The organism is Pseudomonas sp. Z1-12 (assembly GCF_051132015.1).
Classification (GTDB): Bacteria; Pseudomonadota; Gammaproteobacteria; order Pseudomonadales; family Pseudomonadaceae; genus Aquipseudomonas; species Aquipseudomonas zanjanensis.
This window is the reverse complement of sequence record NZ_CP071647.1, coordinates 4728939-4750248: the sequence shown is the minus strand read 5'-3', so window position 1 is coordinate 4750248 and position 21310 is coordinate 4728939. Positions and strand designations below refer to the sequence as shown.

8 protein-coding genes (1 of these 8 running past the window's edge) are annotated in these 21310 nt (G+C 64.8%); 4 read left to right on the top strand and 4 right to left on the bottom strand.

Annotated elements, in window-relative coordinates; genetic code table 11:
• Positions 1 to 122: 122 nt before the first annotated feature.
• Positions 123 to 491: a DUF6124 family protein gene (locus tag J3P85_RS20330; RefSeq protein WP_434703213.1), complete on the top strand. Its 369-nt coding sequence runs from the start codon at positions 123 to 125 to the stop codon at positions 489 to 491.
• A gap of 144 nt (positions 492 to 635) precedes the next feature.
• Here the strand turns inward: J3P85_RS20330 and J3P85_RS20325 are convergent, their stop codons facing one another.
• From J3P85_RS20325 to tam, 4 genes are all read right to left on the bottom strand, one after another.
• Positions 636 to 2459 (bottom strand): glycoside hydrolase family 15 protein, encoded by a 1824-nt coding sequence (locus J3P85_RS20325; protein ID WP_434703212.1) that lies wholly within the window; start codon positions 2457 to 2459, stop codon positions 636 to 638.
• On the bottom strand, positions 2452 to 3252 hold the full coding sequence (locus J3P85_RS20320) for an SDR family oxidoreductase (protein ID WP_434703211.1): 801 nt from the start codon (positions 3250 to 3252) through the stop codon (positions 2452 to 2454). The genes J3P85_RS20325 and J3P85_RS20320 overlap by 8 nt, the downstream gene beginning before the upstream one ends.
• Before the next feature lie 279 nt (positions 3253 to 3531).
• Positions 3532 to 4665 (bottom strand): cupin-like domain-containing protein, encoded by a 1134-nt coding sequence (locus J3P85_RS20315; protein ID WP_434703209.1) that lies wholly within the window; start codon positions 4663 to 4665, stop codon positions 3532 to 3534.
• Between the two features lie 91 nt (positions 4666 to 4756).
• A complete protein-coding gene (gene tam, locus J3P85_RS20310; RefSeq protein WP_434703207.1) occupies positions 4757 to 5527 on the bottom strand; it encodes a trans-aconitate 2-methyltransferase in 771 nt (256 codons plus the stop codon).
• Positions 5528 to 5742: 215 nt separating this feature from the next.
• Between tam and J3P85_RS20305 the strand changes: the two genes are divergently transcribed.
• From J3P85_RS20305 to J3P85_RS20295, 3 genes are all read left to right on the top strand, one after another.
• On the top strand, positions 5743 to 6477 hold the full coding sequence (locus tag J3P85_RS20305) for an alpha/beta fold hydrolase (RefSeq protein ID WP_186710381.1): 735 nt from the start codon (positions 5743 to 5745) through the stop codon (positions 6475 to 6477).
• 262 nt (positions 6478 to 6739) lie between these two features.
• Positions 6740 to 19300: a non-ribosomal peptide synthase/polyketide synthase gene (locus tag J3P85_RS20300; protein WP_434703206.1), complete on the top strand. Its 12561-nt coding sequence runs from the start codon at positions 6740 to 6742 to the stop codon at positions 19298 to 19300.
• Positions 19301 to 21310, top strand: the 5' portion of a protein-coding gene (locus J3P85_RS20295) for a non-ribosomal peptide synthase/polyketide synthase (protein ID WP_434703205.1). The gene runs 9078 nt beyond the window's last position; only the first 2010 of its 11088 coding nucleotides appear in the window; it begins with the start codon at positions 19301 to 19303; its stop codon lies off the right edge, out of view.

Genomic DNA, 21310 nt, shown 5'->3' with positions numbered 1-21310 from the left:
TGCGCGGGGCACTTTCGAGTGCGCCGGGTGCCTGACTTCCCGGTTGACCAACCTGCGTATAGCCCACCACCCTCGTTTGGTCACGAGGTGGGTGAGCTCAACTTCAAGTCAGGAGTTTCACAATGGTCAAGATCACCCCCAATCCCCCTAGGGCCGAAAACCTCTCTGCCTACACCACCTTCGATACACAAAAACTCCGTGAAGCCGCCGACCGGGCGCTGAACGTTCACTTGTCTCCTCCCGCCCCACCCAAGCCCGACACCGAGGACGGCCAGGTTTTCACCGTGGTTCCCGGCCTCAACACCGAATCGGTGCTGACCACCCTCAGCGAAACCCTGGCCTCGGCCGATGCGCTGGTCAGTGACCTGGGGTTCGAGTTGGAAGGTTCCCGGCGTCATGTAGCGCTGGGGATTCAGCAGTTGATCGAACTGGCCAGGTTGCTGGCCAACCGAGCGTTGGATGACCTCGAACTGGCTGACTCAACACAATAGCCAGCCCACCGTTTTCCCTGTGGCGAGGGAGCTTGCTCCCGCTCGACTGCGCAGCAGGCGCAAAATCTTAGGGTCGCTTCGCAACCCAGCGGGAGCAAGCTCCCTCGCCACAGGGCGCCGCGTTCAGCCTGAGGGCCATTCAGCTCACGGCTGCCAATGATTCTTCTCGCCGCTCAACTTGCGGTCCAGGAAGCTCGCCGCACTGATCAGCGCCAGGTGGGTCAGGGCCTGGGGAGTATTGCCCAGGTGGTAGCCGTGGCTGTCGAACTCTTCGGCGTACAACCCCAGCGGGTTGGCGTAGCGCAGCAGTTGTTCGAATTCCAGCTGGGCTTTTTCCACGCGGCCGGCGCGGGCCAGGCATTCGACGTACCAGAACGAGCAGGCCGCGAAGGAGCCTTCGGTGCCGCTGAGGCCGTCGATGGGGCTGTCGTCGTTGCGGTAGCGGTAGACCATGCCGTCGCGCACCAGGCTTTTTTCGATGGCGTCGAGTGTCGACAGCCAGCGCGGGTCGCGGGCGCTGACGAAACGCACCAAAGGCATCAACAGCATTGAACCGTCCAGGGCGGTGCTGCCCAGACGTTGGATAAAGTGCTGGTGTTCGTCGTTCCAGAAGTGGGTCCAGATGTCTTGGTAAATGGCCTGGCGGGTCTCGTCCCAGCGAGCGAACGGGGCGGGCAGGGAGCGCTTTTCGGCCAGGCGGATGGCGCGGTCGACGGCGACCCAGCACATCAGCCGCGAGTGCAGGAAATGCTGTTTGTCGCCGCGCATTTCCCAGATGCCCACGTCCTTGTCCTGCCAGACAGTGCATACCTGGTCGATCACCTCGACGGTGTGTTTCCAACCTTGATGGGAAATGGCTTCGCCGTATTTGTTGACCAGGTACACCGCGTCCATCAGCTCGCCGAAAATATCCAATTGCACCTGTTGGTAGGCCAGGTTGCCGATGCGCACCGGTTGCGCATTGCCGAAGCCGCTCAAGTGCGGCAGCTCGGTTTCCGGCAGTTCCTGCCTGCCGTCCAGGCCATAAAGGATGTTGAGTTTGGTCGGCTGTTCGCAGCAATCGCTGACCCGGCCCCGCAGCCAGCGCATGTAGGCATTGGCTTCGTCGACGAAACCCAGGCGCATGAACGCATAGACCGTGAACGAAGCATCTCGGATCCAGGTGTAGCGGTAATCCCAGTTGCGCTCGCCCCCGCGGGTTTCCGGCAGGCCGAAGGTGGCGGCGGCGAGGATGGCGCCGTGTTTGCGCGAGGTCAGCAGTTTCAACGCCAGGGCCGAGCGGTTGACCACTTCGCGCCAGCGCCCGCGATAGTTGGATTGGCCGATCCAGCCGCGCCAGAACGCCAGGGTCCGCTCCAGGCACATCGCGCTGGCATCGTCCTGCAGGCGCGGGTCGTCGATGCCGCCCAGCAGGAATTCGGCGCGCTGGCCCTGTTCCAGGGTGAACTCGGCCACGGCGGCGTTGCCGTCCAGCGCCATGGGCTGATCGCCGCATAAACGCAGGCTCGGATGCCCCGGCGCGCTGAAGCTAATGTGGCTGCCGTCCTGGCTCGCGGTCGTCGCGGCCCGGGCGTAGTCATGCCGCACCGCGCAGCGCAGGCGAAACGTCGCACTGCCGACGGTCATGTGGACCTTGCGCATCAGCACCGGCAAGTCGTCTTCGCTGTCGCCGATGGGCAGCAGGTCGGTGATTTCCACCACAGCGCCGTCGCTCAGCCAACGGGTTTGCAACACGTTGGTGTCGGGCAGGTAGATCTGTTGCCGACGGGCGTTCGGCAGGTCAGGCGCGAGTTGGAAAATGCCCGCCTCCGGAGTATCGAGCAGGGAACAGAAGATCGACGGGCTGTCGAATTCCGGCCAGCAGAAGAAATCGACGCTGCCCCGGTCGTTGACCAGCGCGGCGCTGCGCATGTCGCCGATGATGCCGTGGTTCTCGATGGGGCTTTGCGGTTCGTCATGGTCAGCCATTGCCGCGAAACCCCGGATAAAGGCTCATCCCGCCATCGATGAACAGCGTGGTGCCCACCACATAATCGGACCAGTCCGAGGCCAGCCAGACCACCGCGTTGGCGACGTCCTCGACATCGCCGACGCGACCGTAAGGAATCAGTTCCAGCAGTTTCTGTTCCTGCTCGCCCTCGGTGGCTTCGCGGTTGATGGCCGTGCGGATGGCGCCAGGGGCGATGCTGTTGATGCGGATGCGCTGGTGGCTGGTTTCCTGGGCCAGGCTCTGCATCAGCAGATCGACACCGCCCTTGGACGCGGCGTAATTGACGTGGCCGGCCCAGGGAATGCGCTGGTGCACCGAGCTCATGTGGATGATCTTGCCGGCGGACCGGGACACGCCTTGGCGAATGCCCTGGCGATTGAAGATTCGCAGGGCGGCGCGGGCGCAAAGGAACTGGCCGGTGAGGTTGGTGCCGATCACGGTGTTCCAGTCTTCCAGGCTCATATCGACGGCGGCGGCGTCTTTTTGCAAACCGGAATTGGCCACCAGGATGTCCAGTGTGCCAAAGGCATCGAGGGCTTGGGCGAACAGGTGCTCGACCTCCTGTTCCTTCGACACGTCGGCCCCCACGGCGATGGCGCGGCCGCCGTTGGCGTTGATTTCACGGGCCAGTTCTTGCGCCGGCTCGGCGTTGGAATGGTAGTTGAGCACCACGGCGGCACCCGCATCTGCCAACGCCTTGGCCGCGCCTGCGCCAATGCCGGAGCTGGCGCCGGTGACCAGGGCAACCTGTCGGGCGAGGGATATCTGCATGGTCTAGCACCTTGAGTTGAGGGCCTTACCTGCTGACTGGTTTGAGGTGGGTGGAGTTCAGTTGGGTGAGGCGGTCTTCACAATGAACGGAACACATCAACAGATGTACAACACAAGACATGTGGCGAGGGAGCTTGCTCCCGCTGGGCTGCGCAGCAGCCCCAAAAGGCAATGAGCTCAATCTACCTGAATGTTCGAGGCGTCAGGTTTTGGGGCCGCTTCGCAGCCCAGCGGGAGCAAGCTCCCTCGCCACAAAGGCAGTCTGCCGCAGGGCCGCTGTTACCATCCCCGTCCCGAATTCACCCAGAAATTCACCGACAACGACGTCGACACCGACTCCACCTGGTGAAACCAGCCCTCCGGCAAAAACAGCAAATCCCCAGCCTCCAGCGTCACGCGCAGGAAGGTCACGTCACGGGCCCGGGGGAAGCGTTGGTAGTCCGGCGCGTCCGGGTTGAAATCGCAGCCGTCCAGCCCGCCTTGGGGCGCCGTGGACCAGGTGCCCAGGGCTTCGCGGTGGTGAGGCGCGGCGAGGGTAAAGGTTTTCTGGCCCCAGACCTGGGCGAACAGGTTATCGGTGTCGTCGCGATGCAGGGGCGTCAGGGTGCCCTTGGGGCCGATCCAGATACGCGGTGGGATGAACAACGACGGGTCGAAGTAGGGCGGGTACTTGATCTGCTCCATCAGCTGCGCCGGCAGGATGTTGTTGCCCATGTAGGCCGGTGGTTCACCGTCGGCACCCTTGGCCGCCGGGCTGTCGAGGGAAGCGATAAAGTCGGCCATGGACGTGGAGCGAAAATCCCGCTCGGTGGAGAAGGTCTTCTTCACGTAGTCGCCGTGACGGGTGATGCCTTGCAGCTCGGCGAAATGCACCAGGGATTCTTCGCGGCTGAGCTTGAACAATGGCCAGTCCTGCAGGGCATCGCTGATGACCAGCGGAATGCCGTGGGGCAGATACTGGGCGCGGAACTGCTGCACCGACAGCCCGCTGCGCGGCCGCCGTTCCACGCTGCGTTGGGTCGGCAGGCTGGCGGTGAGTTTTTCACTGAAGCGCGGCGGGGTCGGGTAGCGCTTGTTCATGTCGACCTTTTCCACCACGCCACCGCCATGCCGGGCATGGTCGATGATCTGCGGCAGCAACGTCGCCAGGCCCATGTTGCCGCCGATTTTCAGGCGACCGCTGGCGAACAGTTCCTCGACATTGGCCATGCCGGCCATGATCCCGAGGAAGTCCTTCTCCGCCACCTCGATGGTCACGTCGGGGCTGGTGTGGCGGCCCGCCTCGGTGCGGCTGCTGGCCTTGACCTCGGACCAGTACGCCTGGTGCGGGCCGAACACGAATTGGAAGACGCCTTCGATACCAACGGCGCCGGCATTGGCGAACAGCTTGCCCAGGATGGTTTGCAGGTCCACGGCGGTCACTCTTGCGGGTTTTTGGTCTTAGCAGGTAACGAGGGCCCGGATCAGAAATTTAGGCCCTACCGCTGCGTCATCGACCCTCGCCCTAGCGCGTCGCGACCATGAACAACCGGGGAAACGGCAGCAGCACCGTTCCATCGTCCTGGGCTGGGTAAGCCTGTTCGATCGCCTTGAGATACTGCGCCAGGTATTGCTCGCGCTGTGTCTCGTCCAGCGGCTCGAGAAACGGCCGCAAGGCGCTGCCCTTGAACCACTCCACCACGCCTGCGGCACCGCCGGCCAAGGGGTGATGGTAGGTGGTGCGCCACACATCGACGCGGCTGCAGTGGGGCTTGAGGATCGCGTAATAGGCGCTGGCATCCGCCATCTCGGTACGCGAATCAGCCGCCGCGGCCAGTTGGCTGGCCCAAGGCCCGTTGGCGGCGATTTCCCGCATCAAGCGGTGGGAGGGTTGGTGCAGGTTGTCGGGCATCTGGATCGCCAGGCTACCGCCGGGGGCGAGTTTGCCGATCAGCGAGGGCAGCAGGGTGGCGTGGTCGGGCAGCCATTGCAGCACCGCGTTGGCGAAGATCACGTCGAACGGCCCGGGTTCATCCCATTGGCCAATGTCGGCCGTATCGAATGCCACGGCGGGCAAGCGCTTGCGTGCGGCGTCGACCATGTCGCTGGAACTGTCCAGGCCGCGTACCGTGGCGCCGCTGAAATGTTCCACCAACAGTTCGGTGGAATTGCCCGGGCCGCATCCCAGGTCGATCACCATGCGCGCCTCCACGGGAGGAATGGCGGCGAGCAGGTCCCGGGACGGACGGGTGCGTTCCTGTTCGAAGGTGACATATTGCTTGGCGGACCAGCCCATGGCGTTCTCCTGTGCGGTGCAGTGATCGAGATGTCGCCAGTATAAGGTCGTGTGGGAAGATGAACCGCGTTATCGTTCATCGCGGGCAAGCCTTGCTCTCACATGCCTTACACCCAGAAGGGGCAGGCATCTCGTGGCGAACGTCACGGTTTTGACTAATTCCATGGGTTACGATTTCGTTATCTTCCCTACACGACCGATCGGAGAAAACCGCAGTGACCCAACTGACCCTGCTGTGCCTGCCTTATTCCGGCGCCAGCGCGATGGTGTATAGCCGCTGGCGGCGCACGTTGCCGCAATGGCTGCACGTGCAACCGGTGGAATTGCCGGGGCGCGGTGCACGCTTCGACGAGCCGCTGCACACCGACATGGGCCCGTTGGCGATGCAACTGGCGCGGGAGCTGCACCCGACGCTCCAGGCCCCGTACGCCTTGTTCGGCCACAGCCTGGGCGCGCTGCTGGCCTGCGAAATCGCCCATGCCCTGCGTGAGCTTGGCAGCCCGGAACCGGTGGCGCTGTTTGCCTCCGGCACCGCGGCGCCGACGATGCGCGCCGACTATGACCGCGGTTTCGCCAAGGCGAAAACCGACGCTGAGTTGATCGAGCAACTGCGCACCCTCAATGGTACGAGCGAGGAGATCCTGGCCAATGAAGAGCTGATGGACCTGACCCTGCCGATCCTGCGGGCCGACTTTTTGCTGTGCGGCCGTTTCCAGCCACGGCAACGTCCGCTGCTCAAGTGCCCGGTGCATGTATTCGGCGGCACGGCCGACAAGGCCACCACGGAGCAACTGATGGGCTGGCGGCGGGAAACCACGGGCAGTTTCTCGGTGGACATGCTGGCGGGCGGGCACTTCTTCATTCATGAGCACGAGGCCAAGGTGCTGCGGCTGATCAAGGATCAGCTGAGCGTGCATCATCGGCGGCATGGGTTGGCCATCAGCGCCTAGCCCGTTCAAGACCCGCTTCTGTGGCGAGGGAGCTTGCTCCCGCTGGGCGGCGAAGCCGCCCCAAAGAAACTTGCAGTAGTCCAGACAGACCGCATCAGCCGGTTTACGACTGCTGCGCAGCCGAGCGGGAGCAAGCTCCCTCGCCACGGGTTTCTTCCTTTCTGACACTTGTTCCCAAGCGCTAATTTTTCCGGTTTGCATTCGTTTCATAGGGACGACTTGCCTTTGTGCCTTGTGCCCACTGATTCCGGATACCCCAGAAATGAATGCTGAAGACGCCTTGAAACTTGCTCGCCGGTTTATCGGGTTGCCCCTGGAAAAGCGCCGGATGTTCCTGGCCGCGTTGGCCAAGGAGGGCGTGGAGTTCAGCGGGTTTCCCATTCCCCAGGGCGTCGAGGCCGAGGACCGCCAGGCGTTGTCCTATGCCCAGCAGCGCATGTGGTTTCTCTGGCAACTGGAGCCGGACAGTGGCGCCTACAACCTGCCCGGGGCGGTGCGGCTCAAGGGCGCGTTGAGCCTGCCGGCGCTGGAGCAAGCCTTCGCCAGCCTGGTGGCCCGTCATGAAACCCTGCGCACGGTGTTCCAGCGCCAGGCCGACGACAGCCTCCTGCAAGTGCCCTCCAGCGCCGCACTGGTGATCGGGCACAAGGACTTCAGCGCCTTGCCGGTTGCCGAGCGCGAGCAGGCGGTGCGCCAGGCCGCCGAAGCCCAATCGCTGCAGCCTTTCGACCTGTCCAGCGGCCCGTTGCTGCGGGTCGAACTGCTCAAGCTCGATGATCAAGAGCACGTGCTGCTGCTGACCTTGCACCACATCGTCTCAGACGGCTGGTCGATGAACGTGCTGATCGACGAATTCATTCGCTGCTACGACGCCCATGAAGCGGGGGTGGAACCACAACTGGCCGACTTGCCGATCCAGTACAGCGACTATGCCCTGTGGCAGCGCCGCTGGCTGGAAGCCGGTGAACAGGCTCGTCAACTCGACTATTGGCAGGCGCAACTGGGCGATGAGCATCCCGTGCTGGAACTGCCTATCGATCACCCGCGCCCGGCGATGCCCAGCTATCGCGGCACGCGCTTTGAGTTCGCCGTGGAGCCGGCACTGGCCGAGCAACTGCGCACCACCGCCCAGCAGCATGGCGTCACCTTGTTCATGCTCCTGCTCGGCGCGTTCAACGTGCTGCTGCATCGCTACACCGGCCACACCGATATCCGCGTCGGTGTACCCATCGCCAACCGCAACCGCGCCGAAACCGAAGGGCTGATCGGCTTTTTCGTCAACACCCAGGTGTTGCGTACCGAGCTCGGCGGCCAGACCCGGGTCGATGAGTTGCTGCGCACGGTCAAGGAAGCCGCCCTCGGCGCCCAGGCCCATCAGGACTTGCCCTTCGAACGGTTGGTGGAAGCCCTGAAACTGGAACGCAGCCTCAGCCATACCCCGCTGTTCCAAGTGATGTACAACCACCAGCCGCAAGTGGCCGACATCGCCAGTATCCGCACGGCTTCGGGGCTGGAGTTGTCGATGTTGGAATGGCAGGGCCGCACCACGCAATTCGACTTGACCCTCGACACCTGGGAGAAGGCCGGCAAGCTGCATGCGGCACTGACCTACGCCAACGATCTGTTCGACGCCGCGACGGTCGAGCGCATGGCCCGGCACTGGACGCGGTTGCTGCAAGGCATGGTCGACGACAACCGCGCGCTCGTCGGCGAGTTGCCGCTGCTGGAAGCCGATGAATATCAGCGCTTGATCCATGATTGGAACCCGGTGGACGCGCCGTTCGACCAGGCGCTGTGCATCCACCAGATGATCACCCGCCAGGCCGAGGCCACGCCGGATGCCTTGGCCGTCACCTTCGCCAACACGTGCCTGACCTACAGTGAGCTCGACGGCCGCGCCAATCGGCTGGCCCACAAGCTCATTGAACTGGGCGTAGGCCCGGAAGTCCGCGTCGGCGTGGCGATGCCGCGCTCCGAACACCTGCTGATCGCCTTGCTGGCAGTGCTCAAGGCCGGTGGCGCCTACGTGCCGTTGGACCCGGACTACCCGGCCGAGCGCGTGGCCTACATGCTCGACGACAGCCGAGCCCGGGTCTTGCTGACGGAGCAGGTGGTGGCGGCGTCGCTGAACGTGCCGGCTGAGACCGCCGTGCTGATGCTGGATCGGATCGAGCTGGGGCAGTACCCACTCAGTGCCCCGACAGCCCAGGTCATGCCGGACAACCTCGCGTATGTGATCTACACCTCCGGTTCCACCGGCAAGCCCAAGGGCGTGGCGATTGCCCATCGCAACGTGCTGGCGCTGATCGACTGGTCCCGATCGGTCTACAGCCGCGACGACATCCAGGGTGTACTCGCCTCCACGTCGGTGTGCTTCGATTTGTCGGTGTGGGAACTGTTCGTGACCCTGGCCAACGGCGGCTCGCTGATCATCGCCCGTAACGCCTTGGAGTTGCCGCAACTGCCGGCCCGGGACCAGGTGCGCCTGATCAACACCGTGCCCTCGGCGATTGCCGCGTTGCAGCGCAGCGGTGAGATCCCGGCCAGCGTACGCATCATCAACCTGGCCGGTGAGCCGCTCAAGCAAAGCCTGGTGGATACCCTCTACCAACACCCGACCGGTGGGAGCGAGCTTGCTCGCGATAGCGGTGTGCCAATCACTGATGGGTCAACTGACAGAGCGCCATCGCGAGCAAGCTCGCTCCCACAGTTGGGTGGCGTTGAGCATGTGTACGATCTTTATGGCCCCTCGGAAGACACCACCTATTCCACCTGGACCCGCCGCACCGCCGGCGGCACGGCGAACATCGGCCGGCCCCTCAAGCACACCGCCAGCTATCTGCTCGACGCTGACCTGCAACCGGTGCCCCAAGGCGTCTCGGCGGAGTTGTACCTGAGCGGCGCGGGCATCACCCGGGGTTACCTCGGCCAGGCCGCGATGACCGCCGAAAAGTATGTGCCCAACCCGTTCTCCACCCACGGCGAACGCTTGTACCGCACCGGTGACCTGACCCGTTACCAGGCCGACGGCGCCTTGCAGTACGTTGGCCGTATCGATCATCAGGTCAAGGTCCGCGGCTTCCGTATCGAACTGGGGGAAATCGAGGCGCGCCTGCTGCAACAACCCCAGGTGCGCGAACTGGCGGTGCTGGCCCAGGACGGCGAGCATGGCCAACAACTGGTGGCCTTCATCGTCCCGAGCGAGGCCGCGGTGCTGAGGGAGGCCGACGCCCAGGTACGGTTGCGCGAAACCCTCAAGGCTGCTTTGCGTGAACACCTGCCGGACTACATGGTGCCGACCTACCTGATATTCCTCGCAGAACTGCCGCTGACCCCTAACGGCAAGCTCGACCGCAAGGCGTTGCCGGCCATTGATGGCAGTGAGCAGCAACGTGAATTCGTCGCGCCCCATAGCCCGATGGAAAAAGCCCTGGCGGCGATCTGGCAGGACGTGCTGAACCTCGACAGCATCGGCCTGGAAGACAACTTCTTCGAACTGGGCGGCGATTCCATCGTCTCCATGCAAGTGGTCAGCCGGGCGCGGCAGGCCGGGATCGTGCTCAATCCCAAGGCGCTGTTCCAGCACCAGACCCTGCGCAGCCTGGCGCTGGTCGCGCGCCAGGGCGACAGTCATGCGGTCGACCAGGGGCTGGCGCGCGGCGCGGTGCCGTTGACGCCGGTGCAGCAGTGGTTCTTCGAGCGTGACATCCCCGAGCGCCAGCACTGGAACCAGTCGCTGTTGCTGGTGCCTGGCGAACACCTTGATGCCGTGGCATTGGCGTCGGCCCTGGCCCGTCTGGCTGAGCACCATGACAGCCTGCGCCTGCGCTTTACCCAAGTGAACGGCCACTGGCAACAAGCCTATGCCGAGCCGTCGCCGGCCAGCCTGTTGTGGCAGCGCCCGGCGACGTCGGTCGAACAGCTCAACGCCCTGTGCGACGACGCCCAGCGCAGCCTCGACCTGGAAGACGGACCGCTGCTGCGGGCCTTGCTGGTGGACATGGCCGATGGCAGCCAGCGCTTGTTGCTGGCGATCCATCACTTGGTGGTAGACGGTGTTTCCTGGCGCGTGCTGCTGGACGATCTGCAACAGTTCTACCGCCAATTGCGGGCCGGTCGGCCGATCCAGGTGCCGGCCAAGACCAGCGCTTATGGACAATGGGCCGAGCAACTGCACGGGCATCTCGATGGCTTCATGGGCAGTCTCGATTACTGGCGCGCCCAGGGTCATGCACCGGCCGGCAACGGCTTGCCGTGCGACTACCCCGAGCGGCTGCTGGAGGTCCGTGACGAGCGCAAGGTGCAAGTGCGGCTGGACGCCGAACAGACCCGCCAACTGCTGCAACAGGCGCCCAAGGCCTACCGCACCCAGGTCAATGACCTGCTGCTGACGGCCCTGGCCCGTACGGTGTGCCGTTGGACCGGCCAGGACAGCACGCTGATCCAGCTCGAAGGCCATGGCCGTGAAGAGCTGTTCGAGAGCATTGACCTGACCCGCACCGTCGGTTGGTTCACCAGCCTGTTCCCGATCAGCCTCAGCCCGGCGCCGGCGTTGAGTGCATCGGTCAAGGCCATCAAGGAACAGCTGCGCGCCGTGCCGGACAAGGGGCTGGGCTACGGCGTGCTGCGCTATTGGGGCGAACCTGAAGTGCGTGCCGAACTGGCGGCCTTGCCGGTGCCGCGCATCACCTTCAACTACCTGGGCCAGTTCGACCGGCAGTTCGATGACGGCGCGCTGTTCGTGCCGTCCAGCGAAGGCAGTGGCGCGGCGCAGCATGCCCGGGCGCCGCTGGCAAACTGGTTGACGGTGGAAGGCCAGGTCTACGGCGGCGAGCTGTCCCTGAACTGGGGGTTCAGCGAGCGGATGTTCAAGCAGCAGACCATCGAGGCCCTGGCCGCTGACTACCTCGCCGAACTGAGGGCGTTGATCGAGCATTGCTGCGCGCTGGAAGCGCCCCAGGCCACGCCCTCGGACTTCCCCCTGGCGCGCATCAGCCAGGCGCAACTCGACAGCCTGCCGGTGGCCGCCGGGCAGCTCGACGATCTCTATCCGTTGTCACCGATGCAGCAGGGCTTGCTGTTCCACACCTTGTACGAGCAGGCAGCGGGGGAATACATCAACCAGTTGCGGGTGGACGTCCAAGGCATCGATGCACAGCGCTTCGCCGAGGCCTGGCAGGCCACCCTCGATGCTCACGATAGCTTGCGCAGCGGCTTTGTCTGGCAGGGCGACCTCGAGCAGCCGTTGCAGATCGTCCGTCGCCAGGTTGAATTGCCATTCACGCTCCTCGATTGGCGTGGGCGCGATCACCTCGCCGATGCCCTGAATGAGCGTGCCGACGCCGAGCGCCGCGCGGGTTTCGACCTGGCCCAGGCGCCGTTGCTGCGCCTGGTGCTGGTGCAGACCGAGGCCGAGGGCTGGCACCTGATCTACACCCATCACCACATCCTGATGGACGGCTGGAGCAACGCCCAACTGCTCGGCGAAGTGCTGCAGCGCTACAGCGGTCGCCTGCCCAAGGCCAATGTCGGGCGTTATCGCGACTACATCGCCTGGCTGCAACGCCAGGACGCGCAACTGGGCGAGACGTTCTGGACCGGCCAGTTGGCCACCCTGCAAGAACCAACCCGATTGGCGCGCGTCATGTCTGCCAGTGAAATCCACAGCGGCCATGGCGATCACTTCCAGACCCTGGACGCGACCCGTACCCAGGCCCTGGAACAGTTCGCCCGCCAACAGAAAGTCACCCTCAACACCTTGGTGCAAGCGGCGTGGCTGTTGCTGCTGCAACGCTACACCGGCCATGACAGCGTGGCCTTCGGTGCCACCGTGGCCGGGCGTCCGGCGGATCTGCCGGGCATCGAGCAACAGGTTGGGCTGTTCATCAACACCTTGCCGGTGATCGCCGCGCCGCGTCCGGACCAAACGGTCGGTGCCTGGCTGCAAGCCGTGCAGGCGCAGAACCTCAGCCTGCGGGAGTTTGAGCACACACCGTTGGCGGATATCCAGCGCTGGGCCGGGCAGGGCGGCGAGGCGCTGTTCGACAACATCCTGGTCTTCGAGAACTACCCGATTGCCCAGGCCCTGGCAGAAGGTGCCGGACAGGGCGCAGTGTTTGGCGACGTCAGCCACCTGGAGCAAACCCATTACCCATTGAGTGTGGCCGTGACCCTCGGCCAGACCCTGGCGCTGCACTACAGCTTCGACCGGGCGCATTTCAGCCAAGCGGCCATCGAAGGCATCGGCGCGCATCTGTTGCAGCTGTTGGAGCGCTTCGCCGAATCGCCCGTGCGCCATCTTGGGCAAATCGCCCTGGTCAGCGCCGAGGAACAGGCCCGGCAACAGGCCGCCAATCATCCGCAGCCGTACCCGACCGACATCCCCGTACATCAACGCATTGCCGATCTGGCGGCGCACAAGCCCCACGCCACGGCAGTGATCTTCGACGGCCAGCGTTTCAGCTATGGCGACATCGACCGTTGCGCCAACCGCCTGGCCCACAAGCTCATCGAACTGGGCGTGGGGCCGGAAACCCGCGTTGGCGTGGCCCTGCCGCGCAGCGAGGGGGTGATCGTCGCGCTGCTGGCGGTGCTCAAGGCCGGCGGCGCCTATGTGCCGCTGGACACCAGCTACCCACGGGAACGCCTGGCGTACCTGATCGAGGATTCCGGGCTGGCGCTGTTGCTCACAGACTCCCGGGTGTCGGCGCAGTTGCCCTTGGAACGCGCCGACCAGGTGCTGGAACTCGATCGCCTTGACGTGAACCTGCAATCGGCGGATGCACCTTCGGTCAGCGTCGATCCGCAGAACCTCGCCTACGTGATCTACACCTCCGGCTCCACCGGCAACCCCAAAGGCGTGAGCGTGGCCCACGGTCCGCTGGCGATGCACTGCCAGGCCATCGGCGAGCGCTACGAGATGCGCGACAGTGATTGCGAATTCCATTTCATGTCCTTCGCCTTCGACGGTGCCCACGAGCGCTGGCTCACCAGCCTGACCCACGGCGCCTCGCTGCTGATTCGCGATGACAGCCTGTGGACCCCGGAACAGACCTACAACGCCATGGGCGAGCACGGCGTGACGGTGGTGGCGTTCCCGCCGGTGTACCTGCAGCAACTGGCCGAACACGCCGAACGCGAAGGCAACCCGCCGAAGGTGCGCATCTATTGCTTTGGCGGCGATGCGGTGCCCAATGCCAGCTTCGAACGGGTCAAGCGTGCCCTCGATCCGGACTTCATCATCAACGGCTACGGCCCGACCGAAACCGTGGTCACCCCGCTGATCTGGAAGGCTGGCCGCGACGTGGCGTGTGGCGCCGCGTATGCGCCCATCGGCAGCCGCATCGGCGACCGCAGCGCCTACGTGCTCGACGCCGACTTGAACCTGCTGCCCCAAGGCATGGCGGGTGAGCTGTACCTGGGCGGCACCGGCCTGGCGCGGGGGTACCTGAACCGTCCGGGCCTGACGGCCGAGCGCTTTGTTGCCGACCCGTTCAGCACGGGCGGCGGCTTGCTCTACCGCACCGGCGACCTGGTGCGCCAACGCACCGATGGCACTTTCGATTACCTGGATCGCATCGACAACCAGGTGAAGATCCGTGGCTTTCGCATCGAGCTGGGCGAAGTCGAAGCCAGCCTGCAAGCCCTCGACGGGGTGCGCGAAGCGGTGGTCGTGGCCCAGGAAGGGACTGCTGGCAGCGGCAAGCGCCTGGTGGCCTATGTGGTTGCCAATGAAACTGTGCAAAAGGATTTCGCCGAGCACTTGCGTGACCAACTCAAGGCGACCCTGCCGGCACACATGGTCCCGGCCTATCTGCTGCTGCTCGACCGCCTACCGCTGACCCCCAATGGCAAGCTCGACCGCAAGAACTTGCCCAAACCCGACGTCAGCCAATTGCAGCAATCCTACGTGGCCCCGCGCAGCGCGCTGGAACAGCAACTGGTGTCGATCTGGCAGGACGTGCTCAAGCTTGAACGCGTGGGCCTGGGGGACAACTTCTTCGAACTGGGCGGCGATTCCATCGTCTCGATCCAGGTGGTCAGCCGCGCGCGGCTGGTCGGTATCCACTTCACGCCGAAGGACCTGTTCCAGCACCAGACCATCGAGGCGCTGGCCGCCGTGGCACAGACGGGCGCGCCGCTGCAATTGATCGACCAGCAACCCGCGACCGGTGAAACCGCATTGCTGCCGATTCATCAATGGTTCTTTACCCAGCCGATCCCCGACCGCCATCACTGGAACCAGTCGGTGATGCTCAAGCCGACCCAGGCCCTCGATCCCCAGGCATTGGAGCGGGCCTTGGGTGCGCTGGTCGTGCACCACGACAGCCTGCGCCTGGCCTTCACCGAGCAGGCTGACGGCTGGACGGCGCGCTACCGTGACGGGGTTGCTGACGGCATTGTCTGGCACGCCGAAGTCGCCGATCTTGTCGAGCTGCAAGCCTTGGGCGACCAGGCCCAGCGCAGCCTGCAACTGGACGGCGGCACGCTGATCCGTGCGGTGCTGGCAAACCTCGCCGATGGCACCCAGCGTCTGTTGCTGATCGTGCATCACCTGGTGATCGACGGGGTGTCCTGGCGGATCCTCGTCGAAGACCTGCAAATGGCTTATCGGCAGGGGCTTGCAGGAATAACCGTGCAACTGCCAGCCAAGACCAGCGCGATCAAGGCCTGGACCGAAGCGTTGCAGGGCTACGCCAGCAGCGCAGCCCTGCAGGCCGAGCTGGGCTTCTGGCAGCAGCAATTGCAAGGCACCTCCACGGCGTTGCCATGGGACAATCCCCAGGGCGGACGGCAGCATCGCCAAGCCTTGACCATTCGCTCTTCACTGGACAAGACCCTCACTCGACAACTGTTGCAGGAGGCTCCGGCGGCCTATCGCACCCAGGTCAATGACCTGCTACTCACCGCCCTGGCGCGGGTGATGGTGCGCTGGACCGGCGCTGACAGTGTGCTGCTGCAACTTGAAGGCCATGGCCGTGAAGAGCTGTTCGAGCACATCGACCTGACCCGCACGGTCGGCTGGTTCACCAGCCTGTTCCCGGCCCGATTGACGCCGGTAGCGGATGACCTTGGCGCCTCGCTGAAGCAGATCAAGGAACAACTGCGGGCCATCCCCAACAAGGGCATTGGCTTCGGGGCCTTGGCGCACCTGGGCGATGACGCCGCACGTCAAACCCTGCAAGCCTTGCCGAAACCGCAACTGACGTTCAACTACCTCGGCCAGTTCGACGGCAGTTTCGATACGGCCGCCGATGCCTTGTTCGTCCCGACCACAGAGCGCGGCGGCGAGGAAGTGAACCTGCAAGGCCCGTTGGGCAGCCCGCTAGCCCTCGACGGCCAAGTGTTTGGCGGCGAGCTGGACTTGAGCTGGACCTTCAGCGGCGAGCTGTTCAATACCGCGACCATCCAGCGCCTGGCGGATGACTATCTGCAAGAGCTCACTGCGCTCATCGCCCATTGCTGCGACAGTCACCGCCGGGGCGTGACGCCGTCGGATTTCCCGTTGGCGCGGCTGACCCAGGCGCAACTGGATACGCTGGTCCCAGCCCCCCAAGCCATCGACGACCTCTACCCGTTGTCGCCGATGCAGCAAGGCATGCTGTTTCATTCCTTGCTCGGGCAGGGCAGCGGCGACTACATCAACCAGATGCGCCTCGACGTCGACGGTCTCGATCCGCAGCGTTTTCGCGCCGCCTGGCAAGCGGTGGTCGATGCCCATGACATCCTGCGTACCGGGTTCTTCTGGCAGGGCGACCTGGAGCAGCCAGTGCAAATCGTCCAGCGTCAGGTCGAGGTGCCGTTCCGTGTGCTCGACTGGAACGGGCGGACGGAGATTGAGGGTGCCTTGCAAACCCTCGCCGATGAAGAGCGGGCCCAAGGCGTGGACCTGACCCAGGCGCCGCTGATGCGCCTGGTGCTGGTGCGCACGGCGACTGATCGGCATCACCTGGTCTACACCAACCATCACATCCTGATGGATGGCTGGAGCAGCGCGCAGTTGTTCGGCGAAGTGCTGCAGCACTACCGCGGCGACAGCGTGGCCCGCCCGGCTGGCCGTTATCGCGATTACATCGCCTGGCTGCAACGCCAGGACACGAGCCTCGGCGAAGAGTTCTGGACGCAACAATTGCGCACGCTGGATGAGCCGGTGCGCCTGGCCCAGGTGTTTGCGCGCCCGGCCCAGGACGTCTCGGCGAACCTGTACGGTCATCATCATGTGCAACTGGATGCGCAGCAGACCCAACGCCTGGCCGAATTCGCCCGCGAATCCAAAGTGACCGTCAATACCCTGGTGCAAGCGGCTTGGCTGTTGCTCTTGCAGCGCTACACCGGCAAAGCCAGCGTGGCGTTCGGCGCGACGGTGGCGGGGCGGCCGGCGGACCTGATGGGCGTCGAGGGGCAGATCGGCCTGTTCATCAACACCTTGCCGGTCATCGCCAGCCCGCGTCCGGAACAGGCGCTGGGCGACTGGCTGCACAGCGTCCAGGCGCAGAACCTGGCCTTGCGCGAGTTCGAGCACACGGCGCTGTTCGACATCCAGCGTTGGGCCGGGCTGGGCGGCGAAGCGTTGTTCGACAACATCCTGGTGTTCGAGAACTACCCGATTTCCGAAGCCCTGGAGCACGGTGCGCCTGACGGCTTGCGTTTCGGTGCCGTGGATAACCTGGAACAGACCAACTACCCGCTGACCCTGCTGGTCAGCCTCGGTGCCGAGCTGGCGGTGCAGTTCAGCTACCAGTGCGCCAGTTTCGCCCCGGCCTCGGTCGAGCAGATCGGCGTGCATCTGCGGCGCTTGCTGCTGCAAATGTCCGACGGCACGCAACGGCCCCTGGGGGAACTGAGCTTGCTCGACAGCGGTGAAACCCACCAGCAGGTGCAAGGCTGGAACGCCACCGCCGCTGCTTATCCGGATGAGCATTGCGTCCATCGGCTGTTCGAGGCCCAGGCCCGCCGAACGCCGGATGCCACCGCGCTGGTGTTCGCTGAACAGGCGCTGAGCTACGCCGAACTCAACGTCCGGGCCAACCGCCTGGCCCATCGCTTGATCGAGCAAGGCGTGGGGCCCGATCAATTGGTCGGCGTCGCCCTGGAGCGTGGCGTGGAGATGATTGTCGCCTTGCTGGCTATCCTGAAGGCCGGTGGCGCCTATGTGCCGCTCGACCCGCAGTACCCGGCCGACCGCTTGGCGCACATGATCGAAGACAGCGGCATCGAACTGCTGTTGACCCAACGTTCGCAGCTCAACCAGCTACCGCTGTCCTGTGGGAGCGAGCTTGCTCGCGATGGCGGTGGTTCAGTCAATATTGATGGTGAAGGTGGGGGCCTCATCGCGAGCAAGCTCGCTCCCACAGGAGTTTGCGTTAACACGCTGGTGTTGGACCAGGAGGGCGGCTGGCTCGACGGTTATGCCGGCGACGCGCCGGCGACGCGCCTGGATGCGGCGCACTTGGCCTACGCCATCTACACCTCGGGTTCCACTGGCAAACCCAAGGGCGTGATGGTGCGGCATGGGGCGCTGGCGAATTTCGTCGCCAGCATGGTCCGCGAACCGGGTATCGCCGCCAGTGATCGGGTGCTGTCACTGACCACGTTCTCGTTCGACATCTTCGGCCTGGAACTCTATGGCGCGTTGTTGAGCGGTGCCTGCGTGGTGCTGGTGGACAAGCAGAGTGCCCACGACCCCGAAGCGTTGCTCAAGACCATCGACCAGCAGCATGTCAGCGTGGTCCAGGCCACGCCATCGACCTGGCGCATGCTGCTCGACCATCCGGCGTCCGCCTTGCTGGCCGGGCGCAAATGCCTGTGCGGTGGCGAGGCGTTGGCCGAGGACCTGGCGGAGCGGTTGCTGGCTGTCGCCGGTGAAGTCTGGAACCTGTACGGCCCAACCGAAACCACCATCTGGTCGGCGGCCTACCGCTTGACCGCCGAGCAGCGCCTGCCGTACCTCGGCCGGCCGATTGCCAACACGTCGCTGCATATCGTCGGCGATCATTTCGCGCCGAACCCGGTCGGGTTGATCGGCGAACTGTTGATTGGCGGCGACGGCCTGGCCCGGGGTTACCACGACCGTGCGGCGCTCACCGCCGAGCGCTTCCTGCCGGACCCGTTCGGCAACGGCGCGCGGGTGTACCGCACCGGTGACCTGGCGCGCCAGCGGGGCGACGGCGTGATCGAGTACATCGGTCGGGTCGATCACCAAGTGAAGATCCGCGGCTTCCGCATCGAACTGGGGGAAATCGAAGCCTGCCTGCTGGCCCAGGCGTCGATCCGCGAAGCGGTGGTAGTGCCGCAACAAGGGCCGGGCGGCCTGCAGCTGGTGGCATACCTGATCGCCGCGCATCCAGAAACGGCGGAACCGACGGCCCTGCGCGACGCCCTCAAGGCCCAGCTCGCGCCTTTACTGCCCGACTACATGATGCCGGCGCACTGGCTGTTGCTCGAACGCTTCCCCTTGACCCCCAACGGCAAGCTTGACCGCAATGCCTTGCCGCTGCCGGACGCCCAGCAACTGCTGCGAGCCTACGTGGCGCCCGAGGGCGCGCTGGAGCAGGGCATCGCCGCCATCTGGCAAGACGTGCTCAAGCTCGAGCAAGTAGGGCGCGACGACAACTTCTTTGAGCTGGGTGGGCATTCCCTGCTGGCGACGCAAGCGACGGCGCGCCTGCAAATGCAGCAAGGCGCCGCGGTGCCCCTGGACTTGCTGTTCAGCACCGCGTCCCTGGCCGACTACGCCGCGCAACTGGCGGCCCACCTGAGCCCTCACTCCAGCGACGACCTGAGTGAGATGCATGATTTCCTGGCAGACCTGGAGACCCTTTGAATGACTCAGCTCGATAACCTGTCTCTGGTTCAGCGATTCATCCGTTTACCGCTCGCCCAACGGCAAGCGTTCCTGCACAAGCTGCACAGCAAGCACATGAGCCTGGCGGCGTTGCCGATCCCGGCGATGCGCGACGAGTTCGCGACGCTCGACCTGTCCTACGCCCAGGAACGCCAGTGGTTCCTTTGGCAACTGGACCGCCACAGCGCGGCCTACCACGTGCCGACGGCGCTGCGCCTGCGCGGCGCCCTCGACCTGTCGGCGTTGCAACGCAGTTTCGATGCCTTGCTGGCCCGTCACGACGTGCTGCGCACGGTCTTCATCGACAGCCCGGAGGGCCCCCGACAAGTGGTGCAGGCCCACTTGAGCCTGGCGATCGAACCCCAGGTGGTGTCGGGGCCGGCGGATGAGGCTGCGCTCAAGGCCCTGATCGATGATGAAATCGCTGGATTGTTCGACCTGCAACAGGGGCCGCTGCTGCGGGTCAAGCTGCTGCAACTTGCCGCGGACGATCATGTACTGGTGCTGACCCAGCACCACATCATTTGCGACGGTGCGTCGGCGCAGATCATGGTCAATGATCTGGTCCAGCTCTACGCCGCTCACCGCAGCGGTCAAGCGCCGACCCTGGCGCCTTTGCCGGTCCAGTACGCCGACTATGCGATCTGGCAGCGCAAATGGATGGAGGCCGGCGAACTGGAGCGGCAACTGGCCTATTGGACCGAACGGCTGGGGGAGGGCGGAGAAGTCCTGCCGTTGCCAACGGACCGCCCGCGCCCGGCGGTACAGAGCCATCGCGGCGCACGCCTGGACCTGACCGTTGACGCTGGGCTGACCCAGGGCCTGAAGCAATTGGCCCAGCGCGAAGCCTCGACGCTGTTCATGGTCCTGCTGGCGTCGTTCCAGGCCTTGTTGCACCGCTACAGCGGCCAATCGGACATCCGTGTCGGCGTACCGGTGGCCAACCGTAATCGCCCGGAAACCGAAGGCTTGATCGGATTTTTCGTCAACACCCAAGTGCTCAATGCCCAGGTGCGCGGCGACCTGTCTTTCGAACAATTGCTGGCGCAGGCCAAGCAGGCCTCGCTGGGGGCGCAGGCCCATCAAGACCTGCCGTTCGAGCAGTTGGTGCAAGCCCTGGCACCCCAGCGGCAGGCGAGCCACAGCCCGCTGTTCCAAGTGATGTTCAACCACCAGAGCAGCGGCGCGGCCCAGGCCCTGCAACTGCCGGGGCTGCAGGTCGAGAGCCTCGACTGGAGTTCCCACACCGCCCAGTTCGACCTGACCCTCGACACCCACGAAACCCACGGTGAACTGGGCGCATCCCTGAGCTACGCCACTGACCTGTTCGACGCCAGCACCGTTCAGCGCCTGGCCGAACACTGGCTGAACTTGCTGCACGGCATCGTTGCCAATCCCGGCCAACGCATCGGTGAACTGCCGCTGCTGACGGCCACCGAGCACCAGCAACACATCACCCAATGGAACCCGGCCCCGCGCAGCTTCCCGGGCGAGGCCTGCCTGCATCAGCGCATCGCCGAACAGGCGCGCTTGCGTCCCGACGCCATCGCGTTGCGTTTCAACACCCAAACCCTGACCTACGGCGAACTCAACACCCAGGCCAACCGCCGCGCCCATCAGTTGATCGCCCACGGCGTCGGCCCGGATGTACGGGTGGGATTGGCCGTCGAGCGGGGCTTCGACATGCTGGTGGGCCTGCTGGCGATCCTCAAGGCCGGCGGCGCCTACGTGCCGCTGGACCCGACGTATCCCCAGGATCGTCTGGCCTACATGATGCAGGACAGCGGCATTCGCTTGCTGCTGACTCAAGGGGCCCTGGTCGATCAGTTGCCAGTGCCGGAGGCCGTGCAGACGCTGCAGCTGGACGCCGACGTCAGCGCTTTCGCCGACAGCGATCCGCACGTAGCGATGGACGCCGCGAACCTCGCCTACGTGATCTACACCTCCGGTTCCACCGGCAATCCGAAAGGCACCTTGCTGCCGCACCAC

Coding starts and splice junctions, on each gene's coding strand:
- J3P85_RS20330 (WP_434703213.1), top strand. CDS start 123: ATGGTCAAGATCACCCCCAATCCCCCTAGGGCCGAAAACCTCTCTGCC.
- J3P85_RS20325 (WP_434703212.1), bottom strand. CDS start 2,459: ATGGCTGACCATGACGAACCGCAAAGCCCCATCGAGAACCACGGCATC.
- J3P85_RS20320 (WP_434703211.1), bottom strand. CDS start 3,252: ATGCAGATATCCCTCGCCCGACAGGTTGCCCTGGTCACCGGCGCCAGC.
- tam (WP_434703207.1), bottom strand. CDS start 5,527: ATGGGCTGGTCCGCCAAGCAATATGTCACCTTCGAACAGGAACGCACC.
- J3P85_RS20300 (WP_434703206.1), top strand. CDS start 6,740: ATGAATGCTGAAGACGCCTTGAAACTTGCTCGCCGGTTTATCGGGTTG.